Below are 16052 nucleotides of genomic sequence, written 5' to 3'. Positions count from 1 at the left end.
AAGGGAAAAGCGCGTCCACTTATGATAAAGCATGCATCAGCCAATCATGAACCTTCCGCTCATTAAACAAGCGGGGATGATATCCCATCTGCACAAACCAATATATGCTATTATAAATTTCATCGCGATAGCGACTAAATGATCATTATGGAAAAAAACTATACAAAAACCAGGAAGACCCAGCCCTCTTCTTTGTTCACGGGACTCTTACTGCCCGGATTACTCGGGGCTTTATTGTTTTTGCTGTTTCCCTTTTGTACCCAAGCACAGCAGCAAACGATAACAGGCAGAGTTACAGACTCCCTGGGTAACGGAATACCTGGTGTTACAATTGCAGCCAAGGGAACAACAGTGATCGCAAAAACAGATGTATCAGGAAATTTCAGCATTCAGGCTAACAAAGGCGTACCCCTGAGAGCGTCACACGTAAGCTATATCAGCAGGGAGGTGATACCGGATGGAAAACCGTTGAATATTATACTGCAGCAAGCTACCAACGACCTGAACAATGTGGTTGTTATCGGCTATGGCACCATGAAGAAAAAAGATCTTACCGGAGCAATAACTTCTATCCGCCCGGACAAGATCGCAGACGAGAACCCTAAAACGGTGCAGGATGTCATACGCGGAACACCAGGTGTGAGCGTAGGTTTTGATCCTTCTGCAAAAGGCGGAGGCACGATACGGATCCGGGGCCAGCGCTCCGTTTACACGGATGGCGGACATAACGATCCCTTGCTGATACTGGACGGTATGATTTTCTATGGAGAGCTATCTGAAATCAATCCTGATGATATTGAGCAGATTGATATCCTTAAAGATGCCTCTGCTGCTGCCATCTACGGGGCAAAATCAGCCAACGGGGTACTTATCATCACCACTAAAAAAGGGAAAAAAGGAAAACCTACCATCAATATGACCACCAACTTCGGGCTTTCCGATATGGCCGCCAACAGGAAAGTTTTTGGGCCTGATGGTTATATGCAATACCGGCAGGACTGGTATACGGCTGCTACCTATGGCATCAATTCAGCAACGGGGGCTTATGAGCCTTACATATCAGAAGCGGCAACAGCGGGCAAACTGGGGTATTATGAAATGCCTACCAGCGATATGCTGAAAAAATATGGGATCAGCATTGACGAATGGAGAGCCTATTCAACGAATACAATTAATGCATCTGATAATGAAATATGGGCCAAACGGTTAGGTCTTCAATATACAACATTGGATAACTATCTGAAAGGTAAAACCTTCGATTGGTATGATCATAGTTTCCGTACCGGTTTTAACCAGGATTATAACCTCAGCGTATCGGGAGCCAGCGATAAAATGAATTACTACCTGTCTGCTGGCTACTTATCTAACCAGGGTGTGGTTGTGGGTGATAATTACAGGGCAGTACGTTCCAACTTAAAGGTGGAGGGCAAGGTAACCGACTGGCTGGATATCAGCGCCAATGTTAACTTCCAGGACCGGTCCGACGGAAATATCGCAGTTAACTGGGGATCACAGATCATCAATAACAGCCCCTTTGCATCTTACAGAGACGAGAATGGGAACCTGGAAGTACATCCTATGGGAGATGAAATGACTGCCAGCAAAGGTTATAATTTTGACTTCAACAAACAGTATATGAAACTTGAAAGAGGTTATACTGTACTAAATACCATCCTTTCTGCCAAAGTAAAACTGCCTTTTAATATCACTTACTCCTTTAATGTTTCCCCCAGGTACCAGTGGTATTATAACCGTTATTTTGAATCGGCCGAGCATCCCGACTGGCTGCCAATTAACCGTGGTGTGGACCGGAACTGGGGAAAACGCTTTGACTGGTCGTTGAATAATACCATCACCTGGGAAAAAACGTTTGCCGGGAAGCACAAGGTAAATGTAACCCTGGCCCAGGAAGCAGAAGAGAGGCGGTATTGGAGCGATGTTATTAACGCACGTAATATTCTACCGAGTGATGCATTAGGATTTCATGAAACTTCTACCGGCGACCCGCTCAACAGTAGTTTTAATACGGACGATTCACATGAAACCGCCGATGGTATGCTTGCACGCGTGTTTTATTCGTATGATGACCGTTATATGTTAACGGCCTCTGTGCGCCGTGATGGCTATTCTGCTTTCGGTACCTCCAATCCGCGGGCTACCTTTTTTTCAACAGCTTTGGCCTGGACATTTACCAACGAGAAATTCTTTAATTGGAATGTGCTGAGCAATGGTAAATTGCGTTTGTCTTACGGGCAAAACGGGAACAGGTCGCTTGCCAATCCTTACATCGCATTGGCCAATCTTGCCAATGGCGCAACCACCCAGGGATATGTAGACGCCAGCGGTAATTATATCCAGTATTACTATTTAAGGATCGACCGTATGGAAAATCCACATTTGCAATGGGAAAAAACTACTGCATTTAATATCGGGCTGGATCTTGCTTTCTTAAATAACCGGATCTCCACTACGCTCGATTATTATTACATGCCCACCACCAATATGATCATGAGCCAATCGCTGCCTGATTTCTCAGGATTTACCAGTATCACTACCAATTTAGGGGAAGTACAAAATAAGGGTTTCGAAATTTCAGTTACCTCACAAAATATAAGAATGCCCGGTTTTAGCTGGAATACCACCTTTGGGTTCTCGAAATATAAAAATACCATCAGGCATCTTTACTACCGGTATGAGGATGTGCTGGATGCCAGTGGAAATGTGGTAGCTTCCAAAGAATCTGATGATATATCCAACGGATGGTTTATCGGGCAACCGGCCAGTGCTATCTGGAACTACCGTGTAACAGGAATATGGCAGGTAAATGAGGCTGCTGAAGCCGCCAGATACGGCCAACGCCCCGGCGATCCTAAAGTGGCCAATAATTACACGGCAGATGACATTAAAAACGCTGATGGAACCACAAAGCCGGTCTATAATAATAATGATAAGGAATTCCTGGGCCAGACTACACCACCCGTTATGTGGTCATTAAGAAATGATTTTACCTATAAAGACTTTAATTTCTCGTTCAACATCTATTCTTACTGGGGTAATAAAAGCTTAAGTACTTCTTACCTGAACCAGGACAATAGTGTTTCACTGGTTACATACAATGCCAATACATACGACAAAAGATACTGGACGCCCGATAAGCCGGACAATTTCTTTGGACGGCTGGATGCGAGGGGGCCGGCCGGGGTTGCCGCACCCAACAGGGTATTTGACCGTTCCTTTATCAGGCTTGATAACGTAACAATTGGCTATAGAATGCCACACAAAATTATTTCACGGGCAGGGATTGAAAACCTGAAATTATATGCGACGGTCCGCAATGTGGCAGTCTGGAAAAAAGATAAAAACTGGAATTACTGGGATATAGAAACCGGTGATATTGCGCCGAGAATATACACGCTTGGATTAAACCTGACATTCTAAAATTTTACGCATGAAAAATAACTATATAATAAAAATCTTCTTCGTGGTGATCACATCAGCAATGATTGCCTCCTGCAGTAAGAAATATCTTAAACCGGATCCCCTGTCTTTTTATGAGCCTGAAGCTACCTTCACCACCAGGTCGGGGCTGGATGCTGCGATAGCAATGTGCGACAAGCATCTGAGAAGTTATTGGAGCTATATTACAACAAGGGATATATCAGTACCTATTAACACCGAGTATATGTTATCAGACATGGCAGTATCGGGTAAAACGGATGACGGAAGTATTTTTGCAGATGTAGCTACACGGCTTACTCCAACAGACGGGATGTATACTAATGATGTGAACATGCTGAGCTATTTCTGGGGAGAAACCTATAATGGCATTAAGTATGCCAATACAATTACTTCTTATATTGATAAAGTTCCCGACCTGGATGAAGCTACAAAGCATGAATATATAGGCCGGGCCTACTTTCACAGATCATTCCGTTATCTTGCCCTGTGTTTTCAGTTCAACAATGTTCCCCTGATAACCCGGATTCCATCTTCTCCCAAACAAAACTATAAAAGCACCAGTCGTGAGGCTATTTTAGAAATGATCACCAAAAATATGGAAGATGCTGTACAGTGGGTACCTGATCAGTCTGGTATGGCTTACATAGGAATGGTAAATAAAGGCGCCTGCCGCCAGCTATTGATCAAATGCTACCTTGCTACCGGCCAATGGGATAAAGCTATTGCGCAAGCCGATTCTTTAATTAATAATTCAGGCTATTCTTTAATGACATCCACATTCGGTACGTTTGAGAGCCCGCTGGAAGCTACCTGGCATATTACGCGCAATGTGATATGGGACCTGCACCGCCCGGTGAACAAATGTATCATGTCTAACAAAGAAGCCATTCTTGCCATGCCCAACCGTGATGGTACCGATGCAGCTATAAAAATGCGTACAATGCGGAACTGGGGCCCCATGTGGAATATTTCTACATTGGTTTCACCCGCAGGAAAATCTATGCAATGCTATGCTTCCTCCAGCAGTTCTTACCGGGCCAACGTGGACTATAATTCCGCTGTGGGTCGTGGTATTGCGATGATCAGTCCCACCTATTTTGCACAACATGATCTCTGGAACGTAAACGGGATCAATGATACTGCAGATCTGCGGCACAACAGCCGTGTCGGCAACTGGGCAATAATGGATTCCATGAAGTATAATGATCCTTCTGATGTATTGTATTTCGGTAAAAACCTGCGACTTTATAATGGCAACAAAATCTTGTGCACCGACACCGTGCGTAACTGGTTTGACTGGCCGCACTATAAAGTTTTTGTAAATGATCCCGATCATATTGGCAATGCTGCCAGTAATAACAACAAGGGCGGGTCGGCCGACTGGTACTGTTATCGTCTTGCGGAAACCTACCTGCTTCGTGCGGAGGCTCAATTTTATAAAGGGAATATAGCCGCAGCTGCAGCAGATGTAAATATTGTAAGACAAAGAGCAAAATGCCAGCAGTTATACACCACAGTTACTATTGGCGATATTGCCAATGAGCGTGCCCGTGAATTATGGATGGAAGAATGGCGGCACATGGAGCTAAGCCGTATGTCGTACAGCCTGGCCTTAAGTGGCAAAGCAGATGAATGGGGCAATAGTTATAATGTGAATACCCTTTCAGACAACAGTTACTGGTATCAGCGTATACAACATTACAGCAATTACTACAATAAAAATAAGGTAACCGTAAAGGGCAGGTCCTACACCATAGCACCACATAATATCTATTGGCCAATTCCCCAATCGGCTATTGATGCAAACCTGTATGGGAAGCTGCGTCAGAATCCCGGGTATAACGGTTATGCCCCTGGTGTAGAGATGTGGACCAAATGGGAAAATGCGGTTGACGATGAGGACAAAGATTAAAGAGTAGGGTAATCTTATCACTACTCCGCTTATTCCCTTGGCAATGAATTAAAATATTCGATGGGCGACATTTTAAAATACTTCTGAAAGTTCCGACTGAAAAGGCTTTGCGAACTGTAACCTATCATCTTTGAAATTTCATAAAATGAGAATTCATTCCTGGCAATTAAATTCGCGGCTTTTTTAAGACGCGTAATATCTATCAGTTCTTTAGGGGATAGTGAGGATAATGATTTGATCTTTCGATATAACGTAGTTCGGCTCATGAACATGTGTGCAGCAAGCATATCAATGTCAATATTGGGGTCTTTAATATTTTCCCTGATATATTCATCCAGCTTCTTTAGAAAGGCCTCATCTGTTTTTGAATGCGCCATTACCCTCACATCCTCAAAAGGCGAACTGGCAAAATGCTCTTTTATTTTGCGGCGGTTTTTAAGCAGGTTGGCAATCTGCACCTGCAGCAATTCCGATGAGAACGGCTTTTGTATATAAGCGTCTGCTCCTACTTCCAGCCCTTCGATGTGGGCCTTATATGTATTCTTGGAAGTTAATAAAATGATAGGGATATGGCAGTATTCCACATTGGATTTAATCAGCCTGCACAGCTCAAACCCGTCAATTCCCGGCATCATAATATCCGATATGATGAGGTGAATGATCTCTTTACTTAAAACGGCTTGTGCAATTTCCCCGTTGTTTGCAAGGTGCAACTTGTAGGCATCTCTCAAAACAACAGATAAGAACTCCAGGATATCTTCATTATCATCAATAATAAGAATACTTTCAGTCATACTACTTTATCTTTTTCCAACTGCTCAATTGAAATTCAATTTTTTGGTGTATGGGCAGTTGCAGTTCAAATATAACCAGATCTGCTTCCCCGGAAATCAATCGCAGCGATCCGTTGTGCAGCTCTGTGAGCGATTTTGCCAGCGACAACCCGATACCGGTTCCTGGCCTGTCATTTCCACGCACCCTTACAAAGGGCTCAAATATCTGGTCCTTAAACTCTTCCGGTATGCCTTTGCCATCGTTGTTAAACCTGATTGTAAAATATTCATCGGCATCGTTTACCGTGCTTATGTTAACCGTAGCCCTGGTAGCTGCGTACTTAATGGCATTTGACACTATATTAGTGCATATTTTAATGAGCGCTTCCCGGTCTACAAAAGCCGTAAAGTTCTTTTCCGGTAACGTTACAGCCAGATCAATATTGTTACCGGTAGCCTGCCCTTTAAAGCCTGTTACCAGGTCGGTTATCAGCCCGACAATATCCGTTTCTACAAAATTCAGGCTGAACTGATCCGCTTCAGTTTTCCTGAAATCAAGCAGCTGGCTGGCCAGTTCTATCAGGCGACGGGTGTTTCTTTCAGCTATTGCCAGGCTTTTCTTTACATCAGGATCATTGTGAAACCTTTTGCTCAACCACTCTATAGGCCCTGCTATAAGTGTAAGCGGGGTTTGTATTTCGTGTGTGATATTGGTAAAAAATTCTATTTTGGCCTGGTAAATTTCTTTTTCTTTTTCGTGCTCAAACAGCTGCAACTTCCGCAAATTTCTATGTTCCAGGTATTGACGGTATAAACGGTCAGTGATGAATATAATAGTGCCTAAGAGCAGCAGGTATACAATATAGGCGGAGTTGCTTTTCCAGAAAGGCGGGAGAATTTTAATGACCAGCCGTCGTTCCCTGCCCGTCCAGCTTCCGGTATTGCTTTCAGCCTGAACAACAAATTCATAGGTGCCATGGGTAAGATCGGTAAAATAGGCTTTGCGATTGGTATTGAGATAAGTCCAGGGCTGGTCAATACCTTTCATCAGATATTTGTAGCGCGTTGCCCGGGGTGAGGAGAAGTTCAGCGCGGCAAACTCAATACTGAAATTATTTTGATCGTATTTTAATATAACCGTATCCGTATATAAAATAGATCTGGAAAGCGGGCTGTTATGCCCGCCGGGTACCGCTTCTATATTATTAACCTGGAAACCTGTAATATATGTAGGCGGGCTGGGTTCCTTTTGATTGAATAAAGCCGGGTCAAAGGCAATCATTCCTTTAACGGAGCCGAAGTACATCTTACCATCGGTATGTTTATATGCCGAGTTGTAGTTGAACTGGTCTGTTATCAATCCGTTGGCCTGTGTGTACACTTTTACCTGTTCTGTTTGCAGGTCAAAACAAATAAGGCCTTTGGACGAGCTGATCCACAGGTGTTTTGAACTGTCTTCCAGGATGCTGTACAAGACATTGCTTGGCAATCCGACTGCCGTTGTATATCTTTTGATGGTTTTCCGGTCAGGGTTTAACTTTATAAGCCCGGAACCGGTTGTGGCAAACCACAAAGCATGGTTGCTGTCTTCAAAAATATTATACACAGGAAATTCGTTAATGGTCTTTCCCTTTGTAGTATCGCCAAAGCGTAAATTACCATGCCGGCCCGTTTCAGGATTATAATAAAAAGCGCCTTCCTTTACACTGCCTGTCCAGATATTTCCTTCTGAATCTTCAAATATATCGTAAATGTAAGTGTTGTATGGTATCTGACTAATGCGCTTAAATGTTTTATGTTGGGTATCATATTCAAATAGCCCGGCATTACGATATGCGGTACCCACCAGCAGTTTATTGCTTCTTGTCCGGTAGATTGAAATGACAAAATCACTTACCAGTCTGTTTCTATCACCAATAAGTTTAAACCGGTCTGTAACCAGGCCTGTATGTGTATCCATTATTTCCATACCCTGCAAAAAAGGGCCGATAAACAACCTGTTTCCCCAGGAAAACAGGCCATGTATATTATCATAAGAGATACTTCCTTTTTTGCCTGTAGCCGTATAGTTTGTAAATGTTCCTGTTTTTAAATCCAATTTATTAAGCCCTGCATCTTCAGTACCGATCCATAAATGGTTGCTGCTATCGGCACATATTTCCCTTACTGCATTTCCCGAAATAGAATTAGCATCCGGTACCGGATAATATTTTTCGAACCGTGCATTATCTTTTGAATAATAATTTAAGCCACCAAAAAAGGTACCGGCCCACATACCGCCCTGTTTATCCCTGCATACTGCATACACAGCATTGTCTGCCAGAGCGTAAGGGTCACCTGCCCTTTTTTTCAGGCTTATGCTCCTGTTGCCGGCTAAATTGTAGATGTAAATTCCTGATTCGGTGGCAATCCAGTATTGCCCGTCGTTGCCTGCGGCAATATCGCGGACAAATATGTCTTTATCTTTATCATCGTCCAGTGACAAGGACCGAACGATGCCGGTTTTGGTATGATAGCTTTTCAGTCCCTGCTTAAAACAGCCTATCAGGAGCCTGTTATTATCAATAGGGTAGATTTTGCTGATGGACCGTGCATTTGGAGGCAAACTTCTGCTAACAATCCTTATCCTGGTACCAGGTTTTTTTTGAGGGTTATAGATATGAATGTTACCGTCGTTATCTCCCATCCACAAATTCATACTTGAATCCAGTGCGATACAGGATGCTTTTATTTTTAAATCCTCTACCCTGTTCTCTGCCTGTATGTATTTATACAGGGAAAACCGGATGAGGAACCATAGGTTATTATCATTGTCTACAACAAGATTGTTGGTATATTCTTTGGGAACGGTTTCAAGTTCCGTGAGCACTTCTTTGTACGGGTTATATTTAAAAAGACCTTTGCCCGTAGCTATCCAGATCATCCTGTTCTTATCTTCGGCTATACAATTAATAACATCATTTCCCAGGCTGCCGAATTGATCATTATTGTTTTTATATGCTTTAAAAGAGTACCCGTCGAAACGGTTCAGCCCACCACGGGTCCCTACCCATATCAAACCCGTACTATCCTGTATTACAGCGGTTACTGCATTGTGCACCAACCCATCATCCACCTGATAATGCTTAAAATAATACTGCCCATAACATGAAGAAATGGCAAGCTGTAACAGTAAATTCAGCAACGCGATATAACCGAAGAATTTCATAACTACCAGGTCCAAATATAAATAATGATATCAAAATCCTATAGGTTTAAAATAAATTGTATCATCTGTTGGAGTGCGTACTGTAATTCGTTTAAAGATGGAACCTCCGGGGAATGTGTATCGCGCAATCTGCATGTGAGGCGGGACATGAATACTTTATCTATAATGATACAAATTGTCGACAATATGATACAAATTGATGAATTGCTTAAAAAAAGTCTCATTAACTTTTAGGAAGTTTCATCACATTAACCTTCTAAAAATTATCTTATGACCAAAAGGACTCTACTTTTGACCGCGGCAATCCTCCTTAGCTGCGGCCTTAGCATGAAAGCAACTTCCGCGTTAAGACAGCCGGCTTCCCTACCTGGCCTGCATTCACCTGCTTTCGCCTGGAATTTCATCTATGCCTTCGGTAATGGCCCCATACCTGGCTTAAGCTGGTCGGGCAATTATTTGTATGTTTCTTCCGGCAATTACATAGTATATTCTGCGAACGGGTATGGATTTCTTTCACCATCTAACCCGGTTTACTGTAATGCTGCAGACAATGCAAATACTTATGTAGAGGTTTCTGTAAGCGGCGGTGGCAGCCCATCGTATTATGACTTCCAGGAGTACTAATAAAAAAGAACAGCGCTTTGAAAAAAAGCGCTGTTCTTTTCCCCCGTAATTTTATCTGCAGGAGGCATATTCTCTTCAAATACATTATTGTTTGGCGGCCGACAATATCTGATCAACCATTTCCGCGATTTCATCATCTGCAAGGTCTGACCGGTTGGAAAGCCAGATCATACCGATCTTTTTATCAGGCACAACAGCACAGTAACTACGGAACCCCAGCGCACCTCCGCTTTTCCAAATGCGGGTGCAATTGATGGTATTCCTGGAAATTCTCACTCGGCTTTCAGGCTGTTTATCGGGTTTATTATTGCCGCTTTTATAGCCTGATAGCTGACTGTTGCCAAAGTGATCATTAATGCCCCTTTTTTGCTCCGGGGGATTGGACTCTTTCTTATGGCAGGATCATTCTTCTGCTAATTTCATTAATTTGCAGTATGCCTGTTATTAATAACTATACAGATATAAACGAGTTCCTTACTGCATCTGATATTGATATCCAAATGCGGTTCAGGGATTTTGTGATCTTTCAATGGGATGACAGGAAAATATATAATTGCCTGAATGATATTCCCTACAGAAATCATTTTTTTGAAATCACTTTTCAGCAGAACGGGCATCCGGTTAAACTGGATCACTATAATTTCTCAGGGGAAGGCAATAAGCTCTTTTTTGTGAACCCTTACAGGCTGCAGTCCTGTGATGCCGATGGTGCCTATTCTGTTAACGGTTTCACGATCCTTTTTACACCGGAATTTCTTCATACCGCACCAACGGGGCATTACAAACAACAGGAAGTTCCATTATCTAATTATTTCAGCAACCCGGAAATAGTGCTTACAGAAAAGGCTACTGCAGAATTTACAGCGCTATTCAAAAAGATGAGTGAGGAATATCAGCAGGAAGATAATTCTTTCAGCAGGTCCATTATTCAGCACTATCTGCAGATCGTATTCCTGCTAGCTCAAAAATATGCCGAACCGGAGCCTGTAACCGGACCTGTTGCCAACAGGCCGCAGGAAATTTACAACAGGTTCATGAATCTCGTACAGCAGTATTCCCGGCAACAATCAGGCGTCAGGTTCTATGCTGATAAGATGCACCTGACCACCAAACATCTTTCCTCAACTATCAAGACCATCAGCGGTATGACAGCCCTGCAGATCATCCATAATGCACGTATTCATCATGCCAAATCATTGTTACGTCAAACCAGTTCTACCATTTCGGAGATCGCCGATAGCCTGCACTTCGAAAACCCTGACTACTTTTCCGCCTTCTTTAAGAAACATGCCGGCATCAATCCATTAAAATACCGGCAGTCCTGATCCATTTTCCGACATTTTCTAAGTTAAATCCGACAATTGCAATGCCCGGTAAGTGGCTACCCGTTTTAACTTGCATCATAAACTTATGCAATGGAAAACAAACAAAACAATGCAGGGGCATTAACGGTGATCGGGCTGGGCCCTATGGGGCAGGCAATGGCTGCCGCTTATCTCAGTAAAGGATATAAAGTAACTGTGTGGAACCGTACCTCTTCAAAGGCGGCACACCTGGTAGAACAGGGCGCTATACTGGCCCCGGATATTACAGCTGCTGTAGAAGCCAGTGAGCTGCTGATCATGAGTCTTACGGAATATGCCAATATGTATACCGTGCTGGAGCCAGCAAAGACTGCCCTTAAAGGAAAGACTATCGTTAATATGGGCTCCGATTCGCCGGGCACGGTAGCGGCAGCAGCCAATTGGTTGGAGCACCTCGGTGCTTCCTTTCTTTCCGGCGGTATTATGGTACCACCGCTTTATATTGGTAAAGAAGGCCCTGAAATATATACTTTGTACAGCGGTAAAAAAGAGGTTTTTGACCGGCACCAGCCGGTATTATCAGTAATGACCGCTACTGATTTCCGCGGTGAAGACCCCCGTCTCGCCATGATGTACTACCAGGCGTTGCTCGACTATATGTATATTTCAGCAGCAGGTATACTACATGCTATTGCTATGGTGCAATCTGCCGGTATCAGGGCAGCAACGTTTGAACCATATCTGAATAAATTTATGCAATTTATGCCGGTGCTGATAGCAGAATCTTCAACTTTCAGGGAAACAGATGAAGGTACTTACGGCGGTGATGACAACAATATGCACATGCTTAAAGCCAGTGTAGAACATACCCTAAAAGCGAGCAGGGAAGCCGGCATTAACACTTCTCTTCCGGAAATCATTTATAGTTTGTATAGCGCCACTGTTGACCAGGGTTTTGAAAAAGCGGGGATCAATAGTTTGATTGAAGTGCTCCGGAAGCCTGCAAGTTAACAGGCCTTGAAGTAAAGCCTGTTAATGTCCATTGAAAATAGCTTTTCGGGGAGTATGCGCATGCGCATACTCCCCGAAAAGCATACGAAGACTTAAACAGGATCAAATACTTTTTTAATAGCTCCTGCAACACCAGCCGGACCATGTGAAAATTCAATCACCTGCCTGCTTTAAAATTCGCCCTGTATTCCGCAGGGGACTTTTTCTCCACCGGTTTGTCAGTCCCCTCAGCAGGCCAATCCAGATTGTAGATAGAAGCAACGAAAGCGCTGTGATAGCGATGCCTGCTTTAAACAATCCCTCTTCTATTACATGTAAGCTATGCCCCACTGTTAAGGCAAGAATGCCAAACTCCCCGGTTTGAGAAAGCAGCGCGCCGCCATAGAAGCTCTCTTCCCAATCGTACCGAAGTAACCGGAACACCAGCGCTGAAAGCACACAGTTGCTAAAGAGAATAAAAAAAGTGCCACCAAAGACGACGGCATAATTGCTTTTCAAATAAGAGATATCCAGCCGTAAACCTACAGAAACAAAAAACAGGGAAACGAAGAAAACCTTAAACGGTTTCAGGGAATGTTCCAGCCAGCTAAATGCCGGTAACCTGCCAATGATCATCCCTGCGATAAAGCTGCCAACGGACCCGCTTAAACCATTGAGCTCAGCCAGTACTCCGAAAGACAAACAAATGGCAGCGCCGGCAAAGACCTGGAAATCGTGATCTTCCTCATCGTTAATCAGCTTACCGGTAAATAAACCGTGGCCTTTATGATTACGCAGGCTTTTTAATATTAAAAAGATAATAAGCGAAAGGGTCAGCGGCACTATTATCTTTATAATGTGAAATTCCTTATTGCCTAAGAACTGGAACAGGGTGAGCACAGGCGCAAGCAGGATATCCTGGGTGATCAGTATATTGAGGATCGTGGTACCAAAATCTGAATGTAGCTCTCCGCTTCGTTTGAGATATTCGCTAACTACCGCGGTACTGTTAAAGACAAACAAAACGGAGAGCATAATAATATCCACAATTGACCATCCCTTCAGGGAACCTATCAATAGCGCAAAACCAAACCCCAATATCATTTTTGTCCCCTGCGCTATCAACGGCTTAACCAAATGACTTTGTTTACCGGGAACATTGATCTCCATTCCAAGGAAAAACATCAGCAATAATATGCCAATCTCTCCTACAACCGCCGTTTGCTCAGGGCCAGAGAAAATATGTAGCATGTATGGACCAAGCAATATACCCGCAAGGATATAAGCGATCTGGTAGGGTTGTTTCAATCTCTTCAACAAAAAAATCAGCGCAAAAATCACCACGCACATTTCCGCGACAGGAAGTAGCGACAGTTCGTTCATCTGCTATCACTTATTTTTCTTTTCCGACGCTTCCAATCCCGGAAAGTAATCTTTTAAAAAGGCATTCCGGGTTGAGTCCATTTGCGAAATGAAATTATCTATATCCAGTTCATTGTTCTTCCACTTGTGCATAAAATAGCCCGGGTCCGTGAACTTCCTGTAAAATAAACTGTCGTTCCACACCGGCGTTCCGAAGTTTTGCCTGAACAAGTTCCTGAACTGGGTGTCAAACCTGCTTTTAAACAGGTTCATCACGCTATCAACCTTTACCTGTTCATGTGTGCCTTTATTCGTGTAAGACCACACATAGGTTGAATCATATCTGATAATGTTGCCATTACTGTCGATTTCCTTATTGACCTTCCAGGATATTCTCGGTTGATTTTCTATTGTTGTATCACCTTTGTGATAGCTGTATTTTTTTCTATTCTCCTGGCCATTGCATCCAATACTGGCCATCATGAGGAAGGTCATGAACACAACGGTTTTCATCTCTTTAATTTTTTATTGTTAAAACTTACATGGGATGATGAGTGAGCCTGATATCTATCCGGCTGCCAGGCAGACCTGCAATTTCAGGCCTGCTTCAACCAGAGCCCAATAGCTGTTTAGCCAATACTGATCAACCGCGAAAGTCTTTGTTTGGCTTCTTCCCGCTTGGGGATAGTGAGTTGCAGCAAGCCGACGTCATATTTCGCTGTAACCCGGTCCTGGTCAACCACATCTTTGGGTAATAGTAAAGTTCTTTGAAAAGCCTGGTAACGGAACTCCCTGCGGGTGAACTTTTCATTCTCATCACTTTCTATGCTGGATTCTTTGTCGCAGGTGATGGTCAGGATGTTACCGTCCAGTTGGATCTTGAAGTCGCTCTTCTCCATACCTGGTGCTGCCATCTGTACTTCAAAATTATCTGCAGTTTCTTTGATATTAACTGCCGGAATGGTAGTACCACTTGATGAACCGTTGAAATTATCCCAATTAAGGAATTCACGGGTAAATGAATCATCAAACAGATTAAACAATGACGGGAAAGTTGCCCATCTCTTTTGGATACCTGACATACTTACCTCCTTTTTTATACTGGTTATCACTATGCGGGGATGCTATTTAACCCCGGTAAAAAAACCGCCATCAAGTGCTGTGCCGGAGCAACATCCCAGGAATTTTCGTCATTTTTTCTGCCAATTTTTCAATAGAACGAAAAAATTTCAGGCTCTGGTGGTCTGCTAATCGAAATATGACGGGGGAACCGGTTATTTACATGATTTGCTGTAACCCAAACTACAGAATGGAACATTTTACAAATAGCCGGTACACGGCTTCAAAATTCAATACCGGATACTGAAATATAAAAGCACCGACAATCCTGAATTCTACCCGCAGACAGAAACAATAACACGTACAGTTATGTGGGCCTACTTAATAAAAATAAATTTACCTCGTACCGGGAAAAATCCCCCCCTCTGAGACTCAAAAAGATCCGCAGGAATCGCGCGTTAATGCAAAAAACAATATACATTGCATTATAACCTTGAAGATCATAATGATCTCATGTTATGGAAGCCAAACCAAATTTATCAACCATTTCTTTCCTGAAAAACTACATAACCGGGCATTTAGTTTACAGTTAGTATCAGACTGAGCAACCAAAATAGCTATTTACCGCTCCGGCAAATAAGAGAAACGAGTATTATTTATAGTTATGCGCAGATGCTATTCATTATTCATATAGATAAATCGTGTCCATGAATCAAAAGGAAACGATCAAAGAGATGAAAACTATTTGTATCGATATTGCGGCCAATTTTGAAGTACCACCAGCATTAGTTGAAATCATCTTGATCAAGAGGTTGTCAGAGCTTCAAAAAACAAGGCAAATGATCCCGGAATACATTAAAGAAGGTCATCTATACAGACTTCTGGTCAACTGGAAAGGGAGATTCCTCTCAATAGGCCAGGCTGACCAGGTTTGGCTTCAATTTTCGGATGGGACTATTGTTGGCGATAAGAAAGATGATCATCTGCACACATTTAGCTGGGATGAACTGACCAGAATTATTCACCCTAAGCCCAATTCTGCTCTGTATCGCAGGATCAGAGAAACTTTAATTGCACGTATTACCGGACTGGTATGAATGGGGGCTGAGTATTTTTCCTCTGAAAATGTGTTAAAATATTCAAGATAAATATGGGGCAGTATTTTTTTGATATAAGTAAGTAAATACTTATGATTATGCGACTAAGAGATTAACAAAAGGAAGCTTTGGTTAAGTAGAAGACAATGGAATTTCTGATGAGGGAGTACCTCACGCTTTACCCCAGGAGGTGCTTGATCGCTTGCCTTTTCACCCTTACATAGCCTGATCCAATTGTATAATGAATGCCAGTTAACCGATAAG

At 42.9% G+C, this 16052-nt stretch carries 12 protein-coding genes; 6 read left to right on the top strand and 6 right to left on the bottom strand.

Annotated elements, in window-relative coordinates:
* Positions 1-147: 147 nt before the first annotated feature.
* Both ABIE50_RS13545 and ABIE50_RS13540 read left to right on the top strand, forming a co-directional pair.
* Complete coding sequence (locus ABIE50_RS13545) at positions 148-3438, top strand: SusC/RagA family TonB-linked outer membrane protein (RefSeq protein ID WP_209860712.1); 3291 nt, start codon at positions 148-150, stop codon at positions 3436-3438.
* Positions 3439-3448: 10 nt separating this feature from the next.
* A complete protein-coding gene (locus ABIE50_RS13540; RefSeq protein WP_209860714.1) occupies positions 3449-5371 on the top strand; it encodes a RagB/SusD family nutrient uptake outer membrane protein in 1923 nt (640 codons plus the stop codon).
* Positions 5372-5400: 29 nt separating this feature from the next.
* On the opposite strand, the gene ABIE50_RS13535 is transcribed toward ABIE50_RS13540, so the two are convergent.
* Complete coding sequence (locus ABIE50_RS13535; protein ID WP_142684932.1) at positions 5401-6165, bottom strand: response regulator transcription factor; 765 nt, start codon at positions 6163-6165, stop codon at positions 5401-5403.
* 1 nt (position 6166) lies between these two features.
* A complete protein-coding gene (locus ABIE50_RS13530) occupies positions 6167-9352 on the bottom strand; it encodes a ligand-binding sensor domain-containing protein (protein WP_209860716.1) in 3186 nt (1061 codons plus the stop codon).
* Positions 9353-9679: 327 nt separating this feature from the next.
* Here ABIE50_RS13530 and ABIE50_RS13525 point away from each other — a divergent pair, with 327 nt between their 5' ends.
* Positions 9680-9976, top strand: a complete 297-nt coding sequence (locus ABIE50_RS13525; protein ID WP_142684930.1) for a hypothetical protein — start codon at positions 9680-9682, stop codon at positions 9974-9976.
* A gap of 84 nt (positions 9977-10060) precedes the next feature.
* On the opposite strand, the gene ABIE50_RS13520 is transcribed toward ABIE50_RS13525, so the two are convergent.
* Entirely contained in the window at positions 10061-10252 is a 192-nt protein-coding gene (locus ABIE50_RS13520; RefSeq protein ID WP_209860718.1) for a hypothetical protein, read from the bottom strand.
* 158 nt (positions 10253-10410) lie between these two features.
* Here ABIE50_RS13520 and ABIE50_RS13515 point away from each other — a divergent pair, with 158 nt between their 5' ends.
* Entirely contained in the window at positions 10411-11301 is an 891-nt protein-coding gene (locus ABIE50_RS13515) for an AraC family transcriptional regulator (protein ID WP_209860720.1), read from the top strand.
* A gap of 90 nt (positions 11302-11391) precedes the next feature.
* Positions 11392-12291 carry an NAD(P)-dependent oxidoreductase gene (locus ABIE50_RS13510; protein ID WP_209860722.1) on the top strand — a complete coding sequence of 300 codons (900 nt, stop codon included), beginning with the start codon at positions 11392-11394 and terminating at the stop codon, positions 12289-12291.
* A 153-nt stretch (positions 12292-12444) separates the two neighbouring features.
* Here ABIE50_RS13510 and ABIE50_RS13505 read toward each other — a convergent pair whose 3' ends face one another.
* From ABIE50_RS13505 to ABIE50_RS13495, 3 genes are all read right to left on the bottom strand, one after another.
* On the bottom strand, positions 12445-13653 hold the full coding sequence (locus ABIE50_RS13505; RefSeq protein WP_209860724.1) for a cation:proton antiporter domain-containing protein: 1209 nt from the start codon (positions 13651-13653) through the stop codon (positions 12445-12447).
* Between the two features lie 6 nt (positions 13654-13659).
* Positions 13660-14145, bottom strand: coding sequence for a hypothetical protein (locus tag ABIE50_RS13500; RefSeq protein WP_209860726.1), 486 nt, complete (start codon positions 14143-14145; stop codon positions 13660-13662).
* Positions 14146-14261: 116 nt separating this feature from the next.
* Positions 14262-14714: an Hsp20/alpha crystallin family protein gene (locus ABIE50_RS13495; RefSeq protein ID WP_209860728.1), complete on the bottom strand. Its 453-nt coding sequence runs from the start codon at positions 14712-14714 to the stop codon at positions 14262-14264.
* A gap of 684 nt (positions 14715-15398) precedes the next feature.
* Between ABIE50_RS13495 and ABIE50_RS13490 the strand changes: the two genes are divergently transcribed.
* Positions 15399-15788 (top strand): hypothetical protein, encoded by a 390-nt coding sequence (locus ABIE50_RS13490; protein WP_209860730.1) that lies wholly within the window; start codon positions 15399-15401, stop codon positions 15786-15788.
* The last annotated feature ends 264 nt before the right edge of the window (positions 15789-16052 follow it).

The sequence above is a fragment of the Chitinophaga sp. OAE865 genome (assembly GCF_040546735.1).
Classification (GTDB): Bacteria; Bacteroidota; Bacteroidia; order Chitinophagales; family Chitinophagaceae; genus Chitinophaga; species Chitinophaga polysaccharea_A.
Note: the sequence above shows the minus strand (reverse complement) of the source record. Positions and strands in the feature narration are given on the sequence as shown.

Bases quoted from the DNA above. Each gene is read 5' to 3' on its own strand.
- ABIE50_RS13530 (WP_209860716.1), bottom strand. From the start codon at position 9,352: ATGAAATTCTTCGGTTATATCGCGTTGCTGAATTTACTGTTACAGCTT.
- ABIE50_RS13535 (WP_142684932.1), bottom strand. From the start codon at position 6,165: ATGACTGAAAGTATTCTTATTATTGATGATAATGAAGATATCCTGGAG.
- ABIE50_RS13540 (WP_209860714.1), top strand. From the start codon at position 3,449: ATGAAAAATAACTATATAATAAAAATCTTCTTCGTGGTGATCACATCA.
- ABIE50_RS13505 (WP_209860724.1), bottom strand. From the start codon at position 13,653: ATGAACGAACTGTCGCTACTTCCTGTCGCGGAAATGTGCGTGGTGATT.
- ABIE50_RS13490 (WP_209860730.1), top strand. From the start codon at position 15,399: ATGAATCAAAAGGAAACGATCAAAGAGATGAAAACTATTTGTATCGAT.
- ABIE50_RS13510 (WP_209860722.1), top strand. From the start codon at position 11,392: ATGGAAAACAAACAAAACAATGCAGGGGCATTAACGGTGATCGGGCTG.
- ABIE50_RS13500 (WP_209860726.1), bottom strand. From the start codon at position 14,145: ATGAAAACCGTTGTGTTCATGACCTTCCTCATGATGGCCAGTATTGGA.
- ABIE50_RS13495 (WP_209860728.1), bottom strand. From the start codon at position 14,714: ATGTCAGGTATCCAAAAGAGATGGGCAACTTTCCCGTCATTGTTTAAT.
- ABIE50_RS13515 (WP_209860720.1), top strand. From the start codon at position 10,411: ATGCCTGTTATTAATAACTATACAGATATAAACGAGTTCCTTACTGCA.
- ABIE50_RS13525 (WP_142684930.1), top strand. From the start codon at position 9,680: ATGAAAGCAACTTCCGCGTTAAGACAGCCGGCTTCCCTACCTGGCCTG.
- ABIE50_RS13545 (WP_209860712.1), top strand. From the start codon at position 148: ATGGAAAAAAACTATACAAAAACCAGGAAGACCCAGCCCTCTTCTTTG.